The sequence below is a fragment of the Aquabacter sp. DMC10 genome (assembly GCF_056314145.1).
In genome coordinates this window covers 164,784-182,297 of sequence record NZ_JBQUYX010000004.1, presented here as the reverse complement: position 1 = coordinate 182,297, position 17,514 = coordinate 164,784, and the positions used below count along the sequence as shown (strand labels likewise).

General features: G+C 69.0%; 17 protein-coding genes. 9 read left to right on the top strand and 8 right to left on the bottom strand.

What is annotated here, in order from left to right; all coding sequences use genetic code 11:
- Positions 1-67: 67 nt before the first annotated feature.
- Positions 68-1,315: an Hsp70 family protein gene (locus ACT54L_RS12620; RefSeq protein ID WP_476085936.1), complete on the bottom strand. Its 1,248-nt coding sequence runs from the start codon at positions 1,313-1,315 to the stop codon at positions 68-70.
- Between the two features lie 122 nt (positions 1,316-1,437).
- On the bottom strand, positions 1,438-1,953 hold the full coding sequence (locus tag ACT54L_RS12615; RefSeq protein WP_476085935.1) for a YcgN family cysteine cluster protein: 516 nt from the start codon (positions 1,951-1,953) through the stop codon (positions 1,438-1,440).
- A 256-nt stretch (positions 1,954-2,209) separates the two neighbouring features.
- Here ACT54L_RS12615 and ACT54L_RS12610 point away from each other — a divergent pair, with 256 nt between their 5' ends.
- The 3 genes from ACT54L_RS12610 to ACT54L_RS12600 all read left to right on the top strand — a co-directional run bounded on the left by ACT54L_RS12610 (position 2,210) and on the right by ACT54L_RS12600 (position 5,649).
- Positions 2,210-4,378 carry a transglycosylase domain-containing protein gene (locus ACT54L_RS12610; RefSeq protein ID WP_476085934.1) on the top strand — a complete coding sequence of 723 codons (2,169 nt, stop codon included), beginning with the start codon at positions 2,210-2,212 and terminating at the stop codon, positions 4,376-4,378.
- An 18-nt stretch (positions 4,379-4,396) separates the two neighbouring features.
- Complete coding sequence (locus ACT54L_RS12605; protein WP_476085933.1) at positions 4,397-4,972, top strand: DUF1214 domain-containing protein; 576 nt, start codon at positions 4,397-4,399, stop codon at positions 4,970-4,972.
- Between the two features lie 110 nt (positions 4,973-5,082).
- A complete protein-coding gene (locus ACT54L_RS12600; protein ID WP_476086339.1) occupies positions 5,083-5,649 on the top strand; it encodes a DUF1254 domain-containing protein in 567 nt (188 codons plus the stop codon).
- 5 nt (positions 5,650-5,654) lie between these two features.
- Here ACT54L_RS12600 and ACT54L_RS12595 read toward each other — a convergent pair whose 3' ends face one another.
- The 5 genes from ACT54L_RS12595 to ACT54L_RS12575 form a co-directional block, all read right to left on the bottom strand.
- Positions 5,655-5,840, bottom strand: a complete 186-nt coding sequence (locus ACT54L_RS12595) for a hypothetical protein (RefSeq protein ID WP_476085932.1) — start codon at positions 5,838-5,840, stop codon at positions 5,655-5,657.
- A gap of 158 nt (positions 5,841-5,998) precedes the next feature.
- Entirely contained in the window at positions 5,999-6,343 is a 345-nt protein-coding gene (locus tag ACT54L_RS12590; protein WP_476085931.1) for a DUF1491 family protein, read from the bottom strand.
- A 1-nt stretch (position 6,344) separates the two neighbouring features.
- Positions 6,345-7,196 (bottom strand): peptidoglycan-binding domain-containing protein, encoded by an 852-nt coding sequence (locus ACT54L_RS12585; protein ID WP_476085930.1) that lies wholly within the window; start codon positions 7,194-7,196, stop codon positions 6,345-6,347.
- Positions 7,193-8,677, bottom strand: a complete 1,485-nt coding sequence (locus ACT54L_RS12580; RefSeq protein ID WP_476085929.1) for a sensor histidine kinase — start codon at positions 8,675-8,677, stop codon at positions 7,193-7,195. Before ACT54L_RS12580 ends, ACT54L_RS12585 begins: the two co-directional genes overlap by 4 nt.
- A 195-nt stretch (positions 8,678-8,872) precedes the next feature.
- Positions 8,873-10,066, bottom strand: a complete 1,194-nt coding sequence (locus tag ACT54L_RS12575) for a TDT family transporter (protein WP_476085928.1) — start codon at positions 10,064-10,066, stop codon at positions 8,873-8,875.
- Positions 10,067-10,220: 154 nt separating this feature from the next.
- On the opposite strand from ACT54L_RS12575, the gene ACT54L_RS12570 reads away from it, so the two are divergent.
- Positions 10,221-11,108, top strand: a complete 888-nt coding sequence (locus ACT54L_RS12570) for a LysR family transcriptional regulator (RefSeq protein WP_476085927.1) — start codon at positions 10,221-10,223, stop codon at positions 11,106-11,108.
- Positions 11,109-11,183: 75 nt separating this feature from the next.
- Here the strand turns inward: ACT54L_RS12570 and ACT54L_RS12565 are convergent, their stop codons facing one another.
- Positions 11,184-12,212 (bottom strand): GlxA family transcriptional regulator, encoded by a 1,029-nt coding sequence (locus tag ACT54L_RS12565; protein WP_476085926.1) that lies wholly within the window; start codon positions 12,210-12,212, stop codon positions 11,184-11,186.
- A 106-nt stretch (positions 12,213-12,318) separates the two neighbouring features.
- Here ACT54L_RS12565 and ACT54L_RS12560 point away from each other — a divergent pair, with 106 nt between their 5' ends.
- From ACT54L_RS12560 to ACT54L_RS12540, 5 genes are all read left to right on the top strand, one after another.
- Positions 12,319-13,389, top strand: a complete 1,071-nt coding sequence (locus ACT54L_RS12560; protein ID WP_476085925.1) for an ABC transporter substrate-binding protein — start codon at positions 12,319-12,321, stop codon at positions 13,387-13,389.
- Positions 13,390-13,742: 353 nt separating this feature from the next.
- Positions 13,743-14,804: an ABC transporter ATP-binding protein gene (locus ACT54L_RS12555; protein WP_476085924.1), complete on the top strand. Its 1,062-nt coding sequence runs from the start codon at positions 13,743-13,745 to the stop codon at positions 14,802-14,804.
- Positions 14,805-14,808: 4 nt separating this feature from the next.
- Entirely contained in the window at positions 14,809-15,642 is an 834-nt protein-coding gene (locus ACT54L_RS12550; protein WP_476085923.1) for an ABC transporter permease, read from the top strand.
- Positions 15,639-16,448 carry an ABC transporter permease gene (locus ACT54L_RS12545; protein WP_476085922.1) on the top strand — a complete coding sequence of 270 codons (810 nt, stop codon included), beginning with the start codon at positions 15,639-15,641 and terminating at the stop codon, positions 16,446-16,448. The genes ACT54L_RS12550 and ACT54L_RS12545 overlap by 4 nt, the downstream gene beginning before the upstream one ends.
- 33 nt (positions 16,449-16,481) lie before the next feature.
- Positions 16,482-17,498 (top strand): proline racemase family protein, encoded by a 1,017-nt coding sequence (locus ACT54L_RS12540; RefSeq protein WP_476085921.1) that lies wholly within the window; start codon positions 16,482-16,484, stop codon positions 17,496-17,498.
- Positions 17,499-17,514: the final 16 nt, after the last annotated feature.

Below are 17,514 nucleotides of genomic sequence, written 5' to 3'. Positions count from 1 at the left end.
TACGCGGTAATATTATACAAAACGACTCACGGCCACAAGCCGGGGCCAAAGGCAAGCTCGGGAGCGCTCACCCGTAGCGGCGGCGCGCCTCAATGGCCAGACCCGTGCCCACCGAGCCGAACGTATCGCCGGCCACCACCCGCGCATGGGGGACGCACGCGCAGATCCCCGCCCGCACATGGGCGAGGCGCGTGGAGCCGCCGGTCAGGAACAGGGCGTCGATTTCCCCCGCCTTCAGTCCCGCCGCCTGCAGGCAGGCCGCGATGCGCGCCGCGATGCGCTCGGCCAGCGCGCCAGTGTGGGTCACCATTTCCCCATGGGAGATGCCCACCGAGAGCCCCGCTTCCAGGAAGGCCAGGTCCAGCTCCGTGCGCCCGGTCTCGGCCACCTCGATCTTGGCCCGCTCCGCCGCCAGGGCGAGCGTATGCCCGCGCTCGTCCTCGACGGCGCGGGCGAGGCGGCCCACCAGGTCCGGCCGGGCCGCCTGCCGCTCCAGCTCGCGGATGGTGCGCAACGCCTTGCCGTCATAAAGCCGATTGATGGAGGCCCAGGTGGCAAGGTCGTGATAGAGGCCCACGGGCATGGCAAGGCCCGCCCGCTTCAGCGGGCTGCCATGGCCCAGGAGCGGCATGACGGTCGCCAGCGACAGGTGGCGGTCGAAGTCGGTGCCGCCGATGCGCACGCCCTCATTGGCCAGGATGTCGGAGGCCCGGTCGGCGTGGCCGCTCCGATCGCGCGAAATGCGGACGATGGAAAAGTCCGAGGTGCCGCCGCCGATGTCCGCGATGAGGGCCAGTTCCTCCCCCCGCACCTGCCGCTCATAGTCCAGGCTCGCGGCAATGGGCTCGAACTGGAACGAAATCTCCTCAAAGCCGATCTGCCGGGCTACGGCCCCTAGGACCGCCTCGGCACGGGCGTCTCCTTCCGGGTCGGCATCGACAAAATGCACGGGGCGGCCGAGCACCACTTGGGTGAGCGGCCCGCCGGCCGCCCTTTCGCCCCGCGCCTTCACCTCGGCGATGAAGGTGCCGATCACCTCCCGGAAGCCGAGGCGCATCCGCCCCACCGGCGTGGTTTCATCCACGAGCGAAGAGCCAAGCACCGATTTCAGCGCCCGCATGAGGCGCCCCTCGTCGCCGTCCACATAGGCGGCCATGGCGGCGCGGCCGAACAGGGGGGCGCCGTTGCGCCGGAAGAAAATGGCGCTCGGCAGCGTGTCCGCCTCTCCTTCCAAGGGCGCGAGGCGGGGCGCCCCGTCGCGGACGATGCCGAGCGTGGTGTTGGAGGTGCCGAAATCGAGGCCGCAGGCGGTCATGGGACCTCCTTGCAAAAGGTGCGGAAACGCGGAAAGGGCGCGCTTGCTAGATCATGTTGCGTTGCAGCGCAAGAGGGAGCAAGGCGCCCGGGCGCCTGTGCACCAGCCGGTCTCAGGCGGTCTCAGGCGGTCTTGGGCCGCCGGGGGGCGGCCGGGCGCGGCTTGCGCAAGGCCTTGGCGCCACGGGGCCAGCGCACGGGCCAGGACACCACATGCTCCATGAGCTCGAACAGGCCGAAGGACTGTTCCGGCCCCGCCACCTTGCCGCGCACCGAAATGCCGGCTTCGTGAACGGTGTCCGGCGAGCCCGACACCAGGGGGTGCCACCAGGGCAGGTCCGCCCCCTCGTCCATCAACCGATAGGCGCAAGTGGGCGGCAGCCAGGACAGGGTGGTGACCGCCTCGGGCGTCAGGCGCACGCAATCGGCCACCTGGGCTTGCCGGTTTGGATAGTCGGTGCAGCGGCAGGAGGTTTCATCCAGCAGCCGGCACCCCACGTCCGTATAGGCCACCATGGCGGTGTCCTCGTCTTCCAGCTTGACGAGGCAGCACCGGCCGCAGCCATCGCACAGGCTCTCCCACTCCCCGTCGGAGAGTTGCGACAGGGATTTGGTGCGCCAGAAGGGTTCGTCCGCCATGCCCCTTCCTACTGCAAGCGGGCGAGCAGGACCAGGGCAGGCCGGCCACAGCACGGCTCATATACCTTGGCGCGGGATCGCCCAGAGGTCGGCCTCGCCGGACGCTCGGGCACGCGCTATAGACGAGGGGGGCGCTGAGCAGACGGCCGCCGTCTTTCCGACATGCCGCTTGGGCAGAACGGAACGGCGAGGGCAGAGACACGACACAACGGTAGAAGACGCGGCGGGACAAGACGCGGCGAGACGAGACGCGAACGTGAGCGAGCGCAAGACATTTTCGTTCCGGGCCTGGTTGCGCAACGCGCTGCTGGATGCGGATGCGCGCATCGACAGCGGCCTGTTTCGCCTGGGCACCGGAACGGTGCGCGCCGCCGCCGCCTATTCCGCCTTCATGGAGCGCTTCGCCCTCACCGGCTTCAAGCGCTTCCTCGTGGGCATGGCGTCGGAAGGCTTCACGCTGGGCACCGCCGGCATCATCGCCGTGCTCGCGCTCGCCCTGCCCGCCTTCCACGAGACCTCGGACGATTGGCTGAAGCGCACCGAGCTCGCCGTCACCTTCCTCGACCGCTACGGCAATGTGCTGGGCGAGCGCGGCGTGCGGCAAAACGATACCGTGCCGCTGGAGGACTTCCCCGACTATCTGATCAAGGCGGTGCTGGCCACCGAGGACCGGCGCTTCTACGAGCATTTCGGCATCGACGTCGCCGGAACCGCGCGCGCCCTCGTCACCAATGCGCGGGCAGGCGGCGTGCGGCAGGGCGGCTCCTCGCTGTCCCAGCAATTGGCCAAGAACCTGTTCCTGTCCAACGAACGCACCATCGAGCGCAAGATCAAGGAAGCCTTCCTGGCGCTCTGGCTCGAGAGCCGGCTGACCAAGAGCCAGATCCTGAAACTCTATCTGGACCGCGCCTATCTGGGCGGTGGCGCCTATGGGGCGGATGCGGCGGCCAAGTATTATTTCGGCAAGTCCATCCGCGAGGTCAATCTCGCCGAGGCGGCGATGCTGGCGGGCCTGTTCAAGGCCCCCTCCAAATATGCGCCCCACGTGAACCTGCCGGCGGCCCGCGCCCGCGCCTCCACCGTGCTCGACAATCTGGTGGAAGCCGGGTTCATGACCGAGGGCCAAGTGTTCGGCGCCCGGCGCAATCCGGCCACCCCCATCGACCGGCGCGACATTGCCGTGCCCGATTATTATCTCGACTATGCCTTCTCCGAGGTGAAGAAGCTGGTGGAGACCCTGCCCAAGTCGGTCAGCGAGCGCATCTTCGTGGTGCGCACCGGCCTTGATCCCAACATCCAGAAGGTGGCCGAGGCCGCGCTCGACCAGTCGCTGCGGCAGTTCGGCAAGGACTATAAGGCAAGCCAAGGCGCCATGGTCATCATGGAGCCCAACGGCACCGTGCGCGCCTTGGTGGGCGGGCGCGACTATGGCGAGAGCCAGTTCAACCGCGCCACGGACGCCCTGCGCCAGCCCGGCTCCTCGTTCAAGCCGTTCGTCTATACGGTCTCGCTGATGAACGGCTACAAGCCCACCACCATCGTGCAGGACGCCCCCATCTGCCTCGGCAACTGGTGCCCGCAGAATTACGGGCGCTCCTATATGGGCTCCATCACGCTGCAGACGGCGCTCCAGCACTCGCTCAACACCGTGGCGGTGCGACTTGCGGAAAAGTTCGGCCGGCAGAAGATCATCGATCTGGCGAAATCCATGGGCATCACCTCGCCGCTGACGCTGACCGCCCCCTTGCCGCTCGGCGCGGTGGAGGTGACGGTCATCGACATGACCACCGCCTATGCGGTGTTCGCCAATGGCGGCAAAAGCGTCTATCCCCACGCGGTGGTGGAGATGCGCATCGGCAGCGGCGACGTGGTGTGGCGCTATGACCGCGACGCGCCCCAGCCGGTGCAGGTGATCCCGCCCTCGGTCATCAATGACATCAATCCCATGCTGAACAATGTGGTGGAGAACGGCACGGGCCGGCGGGCGCGGCTAGAAGGCATCAAGGTGGCCGGCAAGACCGGCACCACCAATGCCTATCGCGACGCCTGGTTCATGGGCTTTACCGGCAATTATGTGGGCGGGGTGTGGTTCGGCAATGACGACTACACCTCCACCAACAAGATGACCGGCGGCTCCCTGCCTGCCATGACCTGGCAGAAGGTGATGGCCTATGCTCACCAGGGCATCGACCTGAAATTCATTCCCGGCGTCGGCGATGCCCCCGCCCCCAAGCTCGACCAGGCGCCAACCCCGCTGGATGTGCCCGGCCTTGAGGCCACCTCGCGGCCCATCACGCTCTCGCCCCGCAGCGCCGAGCGCCTGGGGCGGCTGGAGCGCCTGTTCAAGGAGGCGCCGCCCTTGCCGCCCAGCCCCGGCGGCCCCACCGCCATGGATGCCCGGGCGCTCCCCGCGCGCACCAATTGACGCGGGGACCCGTCGCCCGTGCGCCTCTTTCCCCTTGCCTTCGTCCTCGCAGCCTCCGTCGCCCTGGGGCTCGGCACCACCTATGAGGCGGTCACCCGCACGCGCGGGCTGGACATGGTGAAGCTCGGCCCCTGGGAAGGCTGGCCGCGCTCGGGCACGGTGCAGGCCGATCCCTATGCCCGCGCGGTGTTCGCCCGCTCCGGGGAATTGCCGCTGGAACTGGCGGACGGGCTTCTGTTCCTGGCCTCCCGTGACAGCGCGGGCACGCCGCTGGATGGGCGCTGCGACATCCGCGTGGTGGGCAGTCTGCCCCAGTCGCGCCTGTGGACGCTGACACTGACGGACGCGGAAGGCCATCTCATCGCCAATGAGGCGCAGCGCTACGGCTTCACCAGCGCGGAAACCGTCTACCGCGACGATGGGGAAATCGACATCGTGGTCTCCCCCCGCGCCCGCGCCGGCAATTGGATTCCCTCCGGCGCGCGGGGACGCGTGCGGGTGGCGCTGCGGCTCTATGATGCCCCGTTCAGTTTCTCCTCCGGCGGCCAGGAGGGGGCGGACATGCCGCGCATCGTGACGGAGCGCTGCCCATGAGCGCGCCTCCCTTTCCCACGCGGCGCGGTCGCCTTGCCTTCTGGCGCCGGCCGCCCGAGCCCGAGCCGTTCCTGGAGTTTGACATGCCTCGCCGCACCCGGGGCGCGGCCATCCTGGAATGGCTCGCCAAGGCGCCGGGACAATTGGCGCTGGGGCTGGCTTTCATCCTGGTTCTGGCGGGGATCGTGCACCTCACCTCGGTGCTGGCCATGCCGGCGCTCGCCACCAACACGGCCTTTGCCCGGCTCTCCCGCATGGCGCCCCTGAACGGCATCATGTTGTTGCCGGACCCGACCCCGCAGGGCATGACCTTGCCTTTGTCGGACCCGGCCTTCGTGAGCGCGGTCTGCCTGTATGACCTGGCAAACCACCCGCTGAAGGTGCGCGTACCCGCCACCTCCGACTACACCTCGGTGTCCTTCTACACGGCGCGGGGTGTCGCCTTCTACGCGCTGAACGACCAGGCGGCGGGACGGGTGATCGAGTTGGACCTGCTGTCCCCCCTGCAGCGCGCGGCCTTGCCGGAGGACGAGGAGATCACGGCGGCGGATCGGCTGATCGTGGAATCGCCCGCCCTGCGCGGCGTGGTCCTCATCCGCGCCTTCGCCCGCTACCCGGACACGCGCGATGCCATTCGCCGCCAGTTGGAAGCGGCGAGCTGCGCGCCCTCCACCTGATGCCCTCAGCCGGAACGGCGCAGGCCACGCTTGCCCTGGCGCTCGGGCGCACGGGCGACGGGGCGGGCCGGCGGGGCCTCGGCATATTCGTAGCGCACCACGGGAAGAATGATGATCTGGGCGCCCCCGGCGGGCACCGGCCGCGACTTGCGCCGCGCCTTGCGGATCGGAAAAGCGACGAGATGGCCCATGTTCCCCTCCATCTGGCCCACCATGCCCTGTGCCGGCGAACCTTCAGCGCCGCGACCGGCGCAGCTCTGCATGTTCAACGCCAGGCTGGGGTGAAGGTTGCATGGGCGGGCGGGGAAACAGGTGCGGGGCGCTAGCGGCCCGCGCAGGACGGGCGCGGTCAGTCCCGTGCAAGGTCCACGAACGGGCGGCCATCGCGGTCCTCGATCTCGATCCACCACAGATCGGGGTCGAATCGCAGTTCCTTTTCCATGCGGGCAACGCCGTCTGCCTCGGGGCTGCTCGGCGGCAGCAGGGCCCGGAAGCGGCGGTCGGCCGGGAAGCTCTCGTCGAAGTCGGTCTGCGGCGCGGGACCATAGAGCGCGGCCTTGCCGTCCTGCGTGGAGACGGTGACGAAGACCGCGCCGGCCTCTTCCGCCCCCTTGCGGCGGACGGCGGCAAACGCCCCGGCGCCATTGGCGGTGCGGATGATGGCGGCGACGAAGATGGCGCTCTTGAGCCGCATTCTATTCGATGGGCATGCCGGACACGGCGCTCAATTCGCGCACCAGCCGGTCGGTGATCTCGCCGGAGGCCGGCAGGTTGCGATCGCGCTCGAACCGCTGAATGGCCAGGCGCGTCTCCGCGCCGGGCTTGCCGTCCATCTTGATGGGGCCATATCCGAGCTTGGCCAAGGTCTTCTGCACCGCGAGGATGCGGTTGGAGCCGGGCACGTCGGCCGGCGGGCGGACCGAGCCAGTGGCATCCTGCGCCGCCGGGGCTGCGGCAGCCACCGGGGTGCGGCGGATCTGGGCGAGCAGCGCATCGGTGGGCTCGCCCGTCACCTTCAGCCGCGCCGCCTGCTCGAAGGCGCGGATGGCGGCGTCGGTGCGCGGGCCGCTGAGCCCGTCCGCGGGGCCGTCATAAAAGCCGCGGCGCGCCAGTTCACGCTGGATGTCGGCAATCAGCGGAACCGGAGTCTTGGCGGGCACGGTGGCGGGGGGGACCGGCACGCCGGCCGGGGTCGTGCTGCGCGCCGCCCCGCCAGTGGCCGCGCCGCCGTTGAGCACGGTGCCCTGCGGCACCGAGGTGCTCAGCGAATTGGGGGTGAACATGGCCGCCGTGCCCGGCGGCAGGGGCGCCGGAGCGGCCGCCTTGGGCTTTTCCACCAGCGGGATGAGCTTGCCGTCGGCGGCAGGCATCACCGGACCGTGCTGGTTCATGAACACATTGGCCAGGATGGCGCCGGCCAGCCCCAGCGCCACCAGAAGGGCGAAGCCATCGGCGATGCGAAAGGCCATGCGCCCGCCGGGGGCCTCGGTGAGGAGATCGTGGGAGGGCATTCCGGCAACCGCCTCGCGTCCGAGATCGATCCTCATGCGCTGCGCCTCCCGTCCCTCATGTCGCCCTGTGTCTCGCACGTTTCATCGGCCCGGGCGAAGGCGACAACGCCGCTTTCCCTTGCCAGCGGAATGGTGATGGTCACCGCCGTGCCGCGCCCTTGGGTGCTCGCCACATGGAAGGTGCCGCCATGGAGCAGCACCAGGCCCCGCACCACCGCCAGGCCGAGCCCGCTGCCGGCGCGGCGATGCTCCATGTCGCCGGTCTGGAAGAAGGGCTCGCCAAGGCGAGCGACGTCCGTGGCGCTCATGCCCGGCCCGGTGTCGCGCACGCAGAAGGCGATGGCTGCCGCGCGCGACCGCACGGAGAGTTCCACCTTGCCGTCCTTGGGGGTGAACTTCACGGCATTGGAGAGGAGATTGAGCAGAATCTGCCGCAGCGCCCGATGGTCGGCGGACAGGCTGGGCAGGCGGGGCGCCACGCGCACCTTCAGGGCGACGCCGCGGCGGCCGGCCTCCAGCGTCATCATGTCGAGGCAGCCGTCCACGAGGCCCGCCACGTCGAGCGGCTCGGGCGACAGCTCATAGGCGCCGGCCTCCACCCGCGAGAGGTCGAGAATGTCGTTCACGAGGCCCAGGAGGTGCTGGCCGCTTTCATGGATGATGCGGGCATAGTCGGCCCGCCGGGCCACATCCAGGTGCCCCTCGCCATCGCCGGCCAGCAGTTCCGAATAGCCCAGGATGGTGTTGAGCGGCGTGCGCAGTTCATGGCTCATGGCGGCCAGGAAGCGGCTCTTGGCCAGATTGGCCCGCTCCGCCTCGGCCCGGGCGGCTTCCTCGCGCTCGGCCTTGCGCTTGGCCGCGTCGATGTCGCGCCAGCTCACCCGGGTGGCGCCGGCGAAGGCGGAGCGGACGCCGCCGCGCAGCTCGCGCCCGCCCGAAGCGCGCACCGCCCGCATCTCCATCCACACATAAGCCGGCGTCTCGCCGGCGCTCTCGCAGCGCAGGCGCACTTCGCAGCGGGCCTCTCCGTCGCCGGCCCGCGCGCTGGACAAGGCGGCAAGAAAGGCGGGGCGGTCGGCCACCTGGATGCGGTCGAACAGGTCGGAGGGGGCGGCAAGGCCGAGCCCGGCCCACGGCGCCTGGGCATGCTCCAAGGCGAGGAAGGCGCCGGACGGGCCGTGGAGCGTGACCAGGGCAAGATCCGCCATCAGGCCCGCACGGCCGACGCGCCGGGCGGCGCGGGACAGGCCCGCCGAAACGGCCGCGAGCGCGGCGGCGATGAGGCCGCAGGCCACCAGCCAGAGCGCATCGGGCGCGGCGCCGGTGAACAGGCCCGCCGCCTCTCCCAGCAGCACGGTGCCCCCGGCGCCCAGCGCCAGCAGGCCGAGCGCCGCCAGGGCCCGGGCGCTGCGCCGGGCGAAGACGGCGATCTGGTCGGGGGTGGGCGAAAGCCTGTCTACGCGCGCACGACGGCCCCCGGCGGCCCCCGCCTCCGTCCGTTCGCCTCCTGCCGGCATCCCGTCCCCCACGCGCAATGGGTCCTCCCGTGCAATCTCGGGAAAACCCTGCCACGGCAGGCTTTAAGCGAACGCTAAAGCGGCGCGTCGCCGGCGCGCTTTTGGCGGGAAAGCGTGCGGCTTTTTTCGCCTGCGCCGCTCGCAAAACAAAAGCCCCGCGCGGGCGACCGCGCGGGGCGAGGAAGGGGGCGGATTTCACGCCGCCTTGGGCTGCGGCATGACCGCCGGCAGGCTCTGGGCGGGGGCAACGCCCGACACCAGGCAGGGCGAGAAGAACAGCGTGCCGCGCCAGGCGCCCTGGGCCGTGCGGGTGGCCACCACCAGCCACAGGCCGGTCAGGAGCAGGATGAGCCCGCCGCCCACGATGGTGAAGAACTCGAAGTGCGTGACCCGCCCCAGGCCAATGGTGGCCAGGGAATAGACGCCGAGCGGGAAGGTAAAGCCCCACCAGCCGATGTTGAACGGCATGCCCTCCTTGAGGTAGCGCACGGTCTTCAGCATGGCCAGCATCAGCCACCAGGCGCCATAGCCCCACAGGATGGTGGCGCCGATGATGCCGATGCCGAAGGCCACCGGCCCGACGGCGGCAAGGCCGGCATTGGCAAGGACGGGGGTGGCGTTGCCGCCCAACGTCAGGAGACCGAGGGCGCCGGTTCCGATGGGGCCGAGCGCCAGCCAGCCGGAGGCGGCCATGTCGCGGTTGGGCAGCTTGTGCAGCGTCAGGCGCAGCAGCAGGATCACCAGGATGCTCATGGCCAGCGGCACCGAGAAGGCCCACAGAGCATAGGAAATGAACAGCACGCCATAGGCCTCCGCCGCCGGCAGCACGGGCACCAGCCCGCCGCCCGAGGCCGCCGCCACCTCCGCCGCAACGATGGGCAGCAGCCAGACCGCCGTCATCTTCTCCAGCGAGTGCTCCTGCTGGGTGAACATGAGGAAGGGGATCAGCAGCCCGCAGGCCAGCGCGATCGCCACGTCCAGCCACCACAGCACATGGGCGATGTTGAGGGCCACCTCGCCCCACATGGGGATGCCGAAGGTCACGAAGCCGTTGACGATGGTGGCAAGGCCCATGGGGATGGTGCCGAAGAACATGGACACCACCGGATGCTGGAAGATTCGCTTGGCCTCATGGCCGAAGAAGATCCAGCGCGAGGCATAGAGCACGGTGAACAGGCTGAAGAGGCCGATATTGAACAGCCACAGCGTGACCGCGAGGGGATGCTGGCCGGGAAAGGCGATGGGAAACTGGTTGAGCGCCAGCGCCAGCACGCCGGTGCCCATGGTGGCGGCGAACCAGTTCGGCGTGAACTGGCGCACCGCCTCGTGCAGGCCGCCAAACGGCACATGACGGCCGGCTCCGGCCTGGGGTGCACGCGTCGTCGCCATGACATCCTCCTTCGGATGGGGCTTGTCGCCCGCTCATCAAGAACTGGTCCCAAGGTACCGGCCGGCAACCGATCTCACAAACAGATCTTATGCATCAAATCAATCTTGCTATACGATTGATTTCGCCAGTCATGGCTCAGCTTAGGATATTTGCATGACGCTTGAGCAGCTTCGCATCTTTGTGGCGGTGGCGGAACGCCAGCACGTCACCCAGGCCGCCCGCGCGTTGCATCTGGCCCAGTCGGCGGCGAGCAACGCCATTGCGGTGCTGGAGGCGCGGCACGACACCAAGCTGTTCCACCGGGTCGGGCGGGGCATCGAATTGACCGAGGCCGGCCGCGCCTTCCTGCCCGAGGCCCGCGCCGTGCTCGCCCGCGCCGAGGCGGCCGAGCAGGTGCTGGCGGAGTTCGGCTCGCTCCGCCGGGGCTCGCTGGTGCTCCAGGCCAGCCAGACCATTTCCGGCTATTGGCTGCCCCGCCACATGGTGGCCTTTCGCCGTACTTATCCACAGATCGAGCTGCGCCTATCGGTGGGCAACACCGCCCAGGTGGCCGAGGCGGTAGAAGAAGGCACGGCGGAACTGGGCTTCGTGGAAGGCTCGGTGGACAATCCCGCCTTCGACCGCATCGAGGTGGCCCACGACCAATTGGTGATCGTGGTGGGGCCGGACCATCCCTGGGCGGGGCGGGCGCTCACGCCCGCTGATCTCCTGGCGGGCGACTGGGTGCTGCGCGAGGCGGGCTCGGGCACCCGCTCGGCCTTCGAGGAGGCGTTGACCGACATCGGCATCGATCCGACCCGGCTGAACGTGCCGCTCGATCTGCCCTCCAACGAATCGGTGCGGGCGGCGGTGGAGGCGGGCATGGGTGCCACCGCCCTGTCCGCCTCGGTGGCGGCGCCCAGCCTGGAGGCGGGACTGCTGGCGCAGGTCCATTTCCGCCTGCCGGAGCGCGCCTTCACCGTTCTGCGCCACCGGGAGCGCTATCGCAGCCGCGCCGCCGATGCCTTCCTGGCGCTGGTCCGCGCGGAGCGGCGGGGGTGACCAGCCCCGCGCCCGATGAGCAGGCGCGCGGCCAGGAGCGGGCCGGGCAAAAAGGGCCGGGCGGAAGGGGCCCTCTCAGGCCCGCCCCTCCTGCGCCACCGTGCGGCGGAAGTCGCGCGGCGAGCAGCCGAACGCCGCCTTGAACTCGCGCGAGAGATGGGCGGTGTCGGAAAACCCCGCGTCCAGCGAAATGTCGGTGATGCGGCGGGCGCTGTTTTCCAGGAGCCAGCGGGCATATTCCAGCCGCAGCTGGCGCTGGAAGGCCGCCGGCCCAACCCCCAGCGCGCCCTGGAACACCCGCTCCAGTTGCCGGGTGGAGAGCCCCACGAATCGCGCCACGGCTTCCAGCGCGGGCGGATCATCCAGCCGCTGCTCGATGAAGCGGGCGGCCTGGCGCACCCGCACGTCGCGGATATGTTCGAGGCTGGCATAAAAGTGGGCCTGCGGCATGGCGGCGGGGCGCATGTCCTGCAGCATCATGTGGCGCATGGCCTGCTGGGCCTTGTCACGCCCGCAATGACGGGCCAGCAGGTATAGGCCGAGATCGATGGCGGCGGTGGACCCGGCGCAGGTGATGAGGTCGCCCTCGTCGATGAAGAGGCGATCCACCCCCGCCTTGATGCCGGGAAACTGGCCATTGAAGGCATCAAGCACGTTCCAGTGCACGCACACCCGCCGACCGCCCACGAGCCCGGCCTTGGCCAACAGAAAGGTGCCGGTGCAGATGCCGAGCATGCGCACCCCAGCGCGGGCGGCGCGGCGCAGATAATCGAGCAGCGCCTCCGGCGGGTTTTCGTTCAGATAATCGTTGCCGCCGCACACGGCGAGATAGTCGAAGGCCGGCGGGTCCACCAGGTCCCCGTTGGGCGACACCTCCACCCCGCAGCTGGAGCGGCGCGGCCCCCCGCCCAGCGTCATCACGGTCCAGGCCGCATGCACCTGCCGGCCGCGAGCCCCATGGTCGGCGGCAAGGCGCAACGCGTCGATGAGGCCGGAAAAGGCGGCGATGGTGAACTGGTCCAGGAGGATGAAGCCCACACGCAGGCGCTGGGACGCCCCCTCTTCGGGAGCGGGCGTCGGCGGGGGGAGGTGAACCGGAGCCATGGCGGAAATATTCAATTTTTAGACAGGTGCTTTCTAGCGGTTGTAAGCCGGTCATGAAAGGTTGCTTTTCAGAAGACGCAAATTGCGCACCCAGAGGAGACAACGCGTGAAGACCTGCCTCCCGCTTTCCCCCCTGAGACGCACCGCCTCACTCGCCGCCCTGCTGGCGGGCGCGGCGCTGTTCGCGCCGGCCGCGAACGCCCAGCAGCCCACCTCCATCACGGTGGCCTGGTATGGCGGCAATTGGGGTGATGCCTTCCGAGCTTGCGTCGCCGATCCCTTCACCAAGGCCACCGGCATCCAGGTGAACGGCGAGATCGGCACCTCCACCGTGACCCTGTCCAAGCTCCAGCAGCAGAAGGGCGCGCCCACCATCGACGCCGCCTGGATGGATGGCGGCATCTCCGAATTGGCGCTCGCCGCCGACGTGATCGACACGATCGACCCCGCCGCCGTGAAAAACATGGCCAACACCCTGCCCGAAGCCATCTATTCGGCCGGTGGCAAGGCCTATGCGGTGGGCACCGGCTATTATTCCGTCGGCATCACCTACAACACCCAAAAGGTGAAGGAGGTGCCCACCTCCTGGAACGACCTGTGGAAGAAGGACTATGAGGACGCGGTGACCATCCCGTCGCCGTCCAATTCCTCGGGCGTGCCCTTCCTGCTCTTCCTGTCCAAGACCTGGGGCGTGCCGGCCACCGATCTGGCGCCCACCTTCAAGAAGATCAAGGAGCTCAAGGCCGCCCTGTTCTTCGATTCCTCGGGCGCGGCCACCAATGCCTTCCAGAGCGGCGAGGCCATCATTGGCGCGCACTTCAACGTGGGCGCCTGGGACATGGCCGACAAGGGCCTGCCCATCGGCTTCGTGGTGCCCAAGGAAGGCGTGTGGGCCACCGACGCCCGCCTGCATCTGGTGAAGGGCAGCCCCAAGAAGGAAGCCGCCCAGAAGTTCATCGACCAGGCCCTCACCAAGGAAGCCTCCGCCTGCCTTGCCCAGAAGCTCTATCTCGGCCCTTCCGTGAAGGACGTGACCGTCCCCGCCGATGTGGCCAAGAAGCTGCCCTGGGGCGAGAAGGGCTCGGTGAAGGATCTGCGCCTGTCCGACTGGGCGCAGGTGAACGAGCTGCGTCCCAAGATCGTGGAGACCTGGAACCGCGAGATCGCCCGCAAATAAAGGCCTGAGATTTCCTGGTCTGGCGGCGGGCCGTTGTGGACCCGCCGCCGCCCTCCCCCACCTTCTCCCGCGCGCGAGGGAAGGTTGGGGAGGGGGCCAGCCGACGCACCCCGTGTTCCTGCCCTGACACACGACGCGCGGCCCCCTCTCCCCGCCCTTTGCCGTCCCGGATCCTGGATCCCGGCGGGGCTGGAGCCGCGCGCCTGCCTCCCAAGGGCCTCTTCATAACCGACGTGTCGTAACGGTCCGCGCTTCACGCCGCGCGGGCCATGGCCGATGCTTTGCGTCCTCACGGCCGCGGGTGCCAAGCCCGCCGGTCCGACCCACAGACGAAGGTTGCCGGAACATCCGCCATGCGGTCTCCTCTTCTTCACGTCGCCGGCCTGTCCAAGCGCTTCAGCGGCCAGGCGGCCCTCACCGACGTCTCGCTCGACGTGGAGCAAGGCGAGTTCGTGGCCCTGCTCGGCCCCTCCGGCTGCGGCAAGACCACCCTGTTGCGCTGCGTTGCCGGCTTCCACCTCGCCGATAGCGGCGCCATCCGCATCGCCGGTGAAGACGTGACCCAGCTTCCGCCCTATCGGCGGCCGCTCAACACCGTATTCCAGAATTACGCCCTGTTTCCCCACATGAGCGTGGCGGAGAACGTGGCCTATGGCCCCCGCCGCCAGGGCGCGAGCCGGGCGGAGGCCGCCACACGGGCGCGCGAAGCGCTGGATCTGGTGGGCCTGTCGGGCTACGCCGACCGCCTGCCCCGCCAGCTTTCCGGCGGCCAGCAGCAGCGGGTGGCGCTTGCCCGTGCCATCGTCAACAAGCCCAAGCTCCTCCTGTTGGACGAGCCGCTGAGCGCCCTCGACTACAAGCTGCGCAAGCGGGTGCAGACCGAGCTGAAGCAGCTCCAGGCCAAGCTCGGCATCGCCTTCGTCTTCGTCACCCACGACCAGGAAGAGGCCATGACCATGGCCGATCGCATCGTGGTGATGAATGCGGGCCGCGTAGAACAGGTGGGCCTCGGCCAGGACATTTATCGCCGCCCGGCCACCCGCTTCGTGGCCGACTTCATCGGCGAGGCCAATTTCCTGTCCTGCGCGCGCGGCGCCGATGGCCGACCGACCCTGGCCTTGGGCGGGCAGGTGATCGCTCTCCCGGCCCCGGCGGCGGCCGGCGCCCCCGTGGCGGTGCTTCGCCCCGAGCAGGTCCGCCTGCTGGAGGGCGCCGACGCGCCCACGGGGCATCTGGCGGCCACCGCCATCGTCACCGACATCGTGCATGTGGGCAGCCATGCCATGGTCACCCTCGCCTGCGGGGAAACGCAGCTGGTGAGCCGGCTGGGCGGCACCTTGCCGGCCGGCCTTGACCGCGGCGGATCGGTGCGGATCGGCATCGATCCGGCCGATCTCCACCTCATCGCGGAATAGCGCCATGACGGCTCCCTTCCGCACCCTCGCCCTTCTCACCGGCCTGCCGGTGCTGTTCTTCGCCGCCTTCTTCCTGGCGCCCATGATGGTGGTGGCGATTGCCAGCCTCACCACTGGCGAGGGCCACCTCACCCTCGCCAATTACGCCCGCATCCTTTTGGATCGCTACCATTGGGACGTGATCTGGATCACATTTCGCCTCTCCGCGCTCACCACCCTTCTGTGCGTGCTGATCGGCTACCCGCTGGCCTGGTATCTGGTGCGCATGGTGCGCTGGAAGGCGTGGCGGCGGGCCTGCGTGATCCTGCTGGTGGTGCCGCTCTTCACCTCCAACATCGTGCGCTCGTTCGGCTGGATGGTGCTGCTGGGCCGCAACGGCCTCGTCAACGACACGCTGGTGGGCATGGGCCTGCTGGAGCGGCCCATGCGGTTCCTCGGCACCGAGACCGGCATCCTGATCGGCCTTGTCTATATCCTCCTGCCTTTCATGGTGCTGGCGGTGGGCAATACGCTGGCGAAGGTCGATCCCGGCCTTGAGGATGCCTCCGCCGATCTCGGCGCCCCGCCCTGGACCACCTTCTTCACCGTCACCTTGCCCTTGACCATGCCCGGCCTCGTCTCGGGCGCGGTGCTGGTCTTCACGCTGGCCGCCAGCGCCTATGTGACGCCGGCCCTGCTGTCGGGCGGACGCATCACCGTCTTTTCCATGCTGATCTTCCAGCAATACAGCTCGGTGTTCGACTTCCATTATGGCGGCGCGCTGTCGCTCACCATGCTGGTGCTGACGCTGGCCTTGGTGGCGCTGGCCGGGCGCATCGGCGAGCGGAGGGCGGCATGAGCGATCGCCTGATCCTGGCCTGCGCCTCCGGCGCGGTGCGCCTCCTCTCGCTGCTGGCGCTGGCCTTCCTGGTGCTGCCGCTGGTGGTGCTGGTGGGCGCCTCGCTCACCGCCACCAGCTACCTGGCCTTCCCGCCGCAAGGCATCACACTGGCCTGGTACGCCAAGATGCTGGGCGACCCGTCCTATGTGTCGGCCTTCGTCACCTCCACCCTGCTGGCGGCGGCGGCGACCCTGGTGGCGGTGGTGTTCGCGGTGCCCACCGCGCTGGCCATCGCCCGCTATGCCTTTGCCGGCCGCCGGGCGCTCTCGGCGACGCTCATGTCGCCCCTCGTCCTGCCCCATGTGGTGCTGGGCGCGGCGCTGCTGCAATACGGCACCGCCATCGGGCTAACGCGCTCATTTGCGGCGCTGCTGGTGGGCCATGTGGTCATCATCACGCCCTTCGTGCTGCGCGCCGTGCTGCCGCTGCTGGACGACGACCAAAAGAGCCTGGAGGACGCCTCCGCCGATCTCGGCGCGGGGCCGCTCACCACCTTCTTCCTGGTGACCCTGCCGCAGATCCGGCCAGGGGTGATCGCCGGCGCGGTGTTCGCCTTCATCTCCTCCTGGATCAACGTGGAACTGAGCATTTTCAACACCACGGCGGACCTCACCACCATTCCGGTGAAGCTGTTCAACTACGTCCAATACACCATCGACCCCACCATCGCGGCGGTCTCGGCGCTCACCATCCTGGTGGCCGGCCTCGCCATCATCCTCATCGACCTCATCCTCGGCCTGGACATGTTGTCCGAGCGCCGGTGACCCCTTTCCATTCAGCCCAAGGAGCCCCCGCTCATGATGCGCACCAAGGACGTGTTCGACGTCGTCTATACCCACACGGAAGGAGAGCCTTTGTGCATCATCCATTCCGGCATTCCCTATCCCGCCGGCTCCACCATCCTGGAGAAGCGGGCCTTCCTGGAAGAGCATTATGACTGGCTGCGCTGCGCCCTCATGCGCGAGCCGCGCGGGCACCGGGACATGTTCGGCGTGTTCCTGACCCCGCCCTCCAGCACCGATTATGATGCCGGCCTCATCTATATCGACGGCACCCAATATTCCCACATGTGCGGGCACGGCACCATTGCGGTGGCCATGGCCATGGTCTCGCTCGGCCTCGTGCGCCGGGGCGAGAACGGGCGCACCATCATCCGCTTCGAGACCACCGCCGGCCTGGTGGTGGCGGAAGTGGCGAACGAGGGCGAGACGGTCCTGTGGACCCGGTTCGAGAATGTGCCGGCCTATGTGGCGGCGCAGGACGTGCCGCTGGAGCTGCCCGGCGTCGGCGCGCTGAAGGCGGACATTTCCTGGGGTGGCAATTACTTCGGCATCATCGACCTGCGCGGCACGGCGCTGAAGATCTGCCCCGAGAACGGCTCGGAGCTGTCGCGCCTGGGCATCATGGCCCGCGAGCAGCTGCGCGAGAAGGTGGCCATCCAGCACCCCGCCTCCAAGCACATCAACAACTTCAACTTCGTCACCTTCTGGCACGAGGCGACCATTCCCGGCGCCTTCTACAAGAACGTGCACGTCTTCTCCGCCGGCCAGCTGGACCGCTCGCCCGGCGGCACCGGCACCAGCGCCATGATGGCCATGTTCGAGGCGCGCGGCGCGCTGAAGATCGGCCAGACCATCCGCTCGGAAGGCCTGCTCGGCTCGGGCACCTTCGAGGGCAGCCTCATCGGCGAGACCACCCTCAACGGCACCCGCGCCGTGCGCCCCACCGTGAAGGGCACCGCCTCCATCCTCGGCACCGCCCGCTGGGTGATCGACCGCGAGGACCCGGTGGGCGCCGGCTTCCTGGTGGCCTGAGGCACGAAAAAGAGGC

What these genes read in the sequence shown, in the direction of transcription:
- ACT54L_RS12620 (WP_476085936.1), bottom strand. Translation starts at nt 1,315, where the DNA reads ATGACCGCCTGCGGCCTCGATTTCGGCACCTCCAACACCACGCTCGGC.
- ACT54L_RS12615 (WP_476085935.1), bottom strand. Translation starts at nt 1,953, where the DNA reads ATGGCGGACGAACCCTTCTGGCGCACCAAATCCCTGTCGCAACTCTCC.
- ACT54L_RS12595 (WP_476085932.1), bottom strand. Translation starts at nt 5,840, where the DNA reads ATGGGCCATCTCGTCGCTTTTCCGATCCGCAAGGCGCGGCGCAAGTCG.
- ACT54L_RS12590 (WP_476085931.1), bottom strand. Translation starts at nt 6,343, where the DNA reads ATGCGGCTCAAGAGCGCCATCTTCGTCGCCGCCATCATCCGCACCGCC.
- ACT54L_RS12585 (WP_476085930.1), bottom strand. Translation starts at nt 7,196, where the DNA reads ATGAGGATCGATCTCGGACGCGAGGCGGTTGCCGGAATGCCCTCCCAC.
- ACT54L_RS12580 (WP_476085929.1), bottom strand. Translation starts at nt 8,677, where the DNA reads ATGCCGGCAGGAGGCGAACGGACGGAGGCGGGGGCCGCCGGGGGCCGT.
- ACT54L_RS12575 (WP_476085928.1), bottom strand. Translation starts at nt 10,066, where the DNA reads ATGGCGACGACGCGTGCACCCCAGGCCGGAGCCGGCCGTCATGTGCCG.
- ACT54L_RS12570 (WP_476085927.1), top strand. Translation starts at nt 10,221, where the DNA reads ATGACGCTTGAGCAGCTTCGCATCTTTGTGGCGGTGGCGGAACGCCAG.
- ACT54L_RS12565 (WP_476085926.1), bottom strand. Translation starts at nt 12,212, where the DNA reads ATGGCTCCGGTTCACCTCCCCCCGCCGACGCCCGCTCCCGAAGAGGGG.
- ACT54L_RS12555 (WP_476085924.1), top strand. Translation starts at nt 13,743, where the DNA reads ATGCGGTCTCCTCTTCTTCACGTCGCCGGCCTGTCCAAGCGCTTCAGC.
- ACT54L_RS12550 (WP_476085923.1), top strand. Translation starts at nt 14,809, where the DNA reads ATGACGGCTCCCTTCCGCACCCTCGCCCTTCTCACCGGCCTGCCGGTG.
- ACT54L_RS12545 (WP_476085922.1), top strand. Translation starts at nt 15,639, where the DNA reads ATGAGCGATCGCCTGATCCTGGCCTGCGCCTCCGGCGCGGTGCGCCTC.
- ACT54L_RS12540 (WP_476085921.1), top strand. Translation starts at nt 16,482, where the DNA reads ATGATGCGCACCAAGGACGTGTTCGACGTCGTCTATACCCACACGGAA.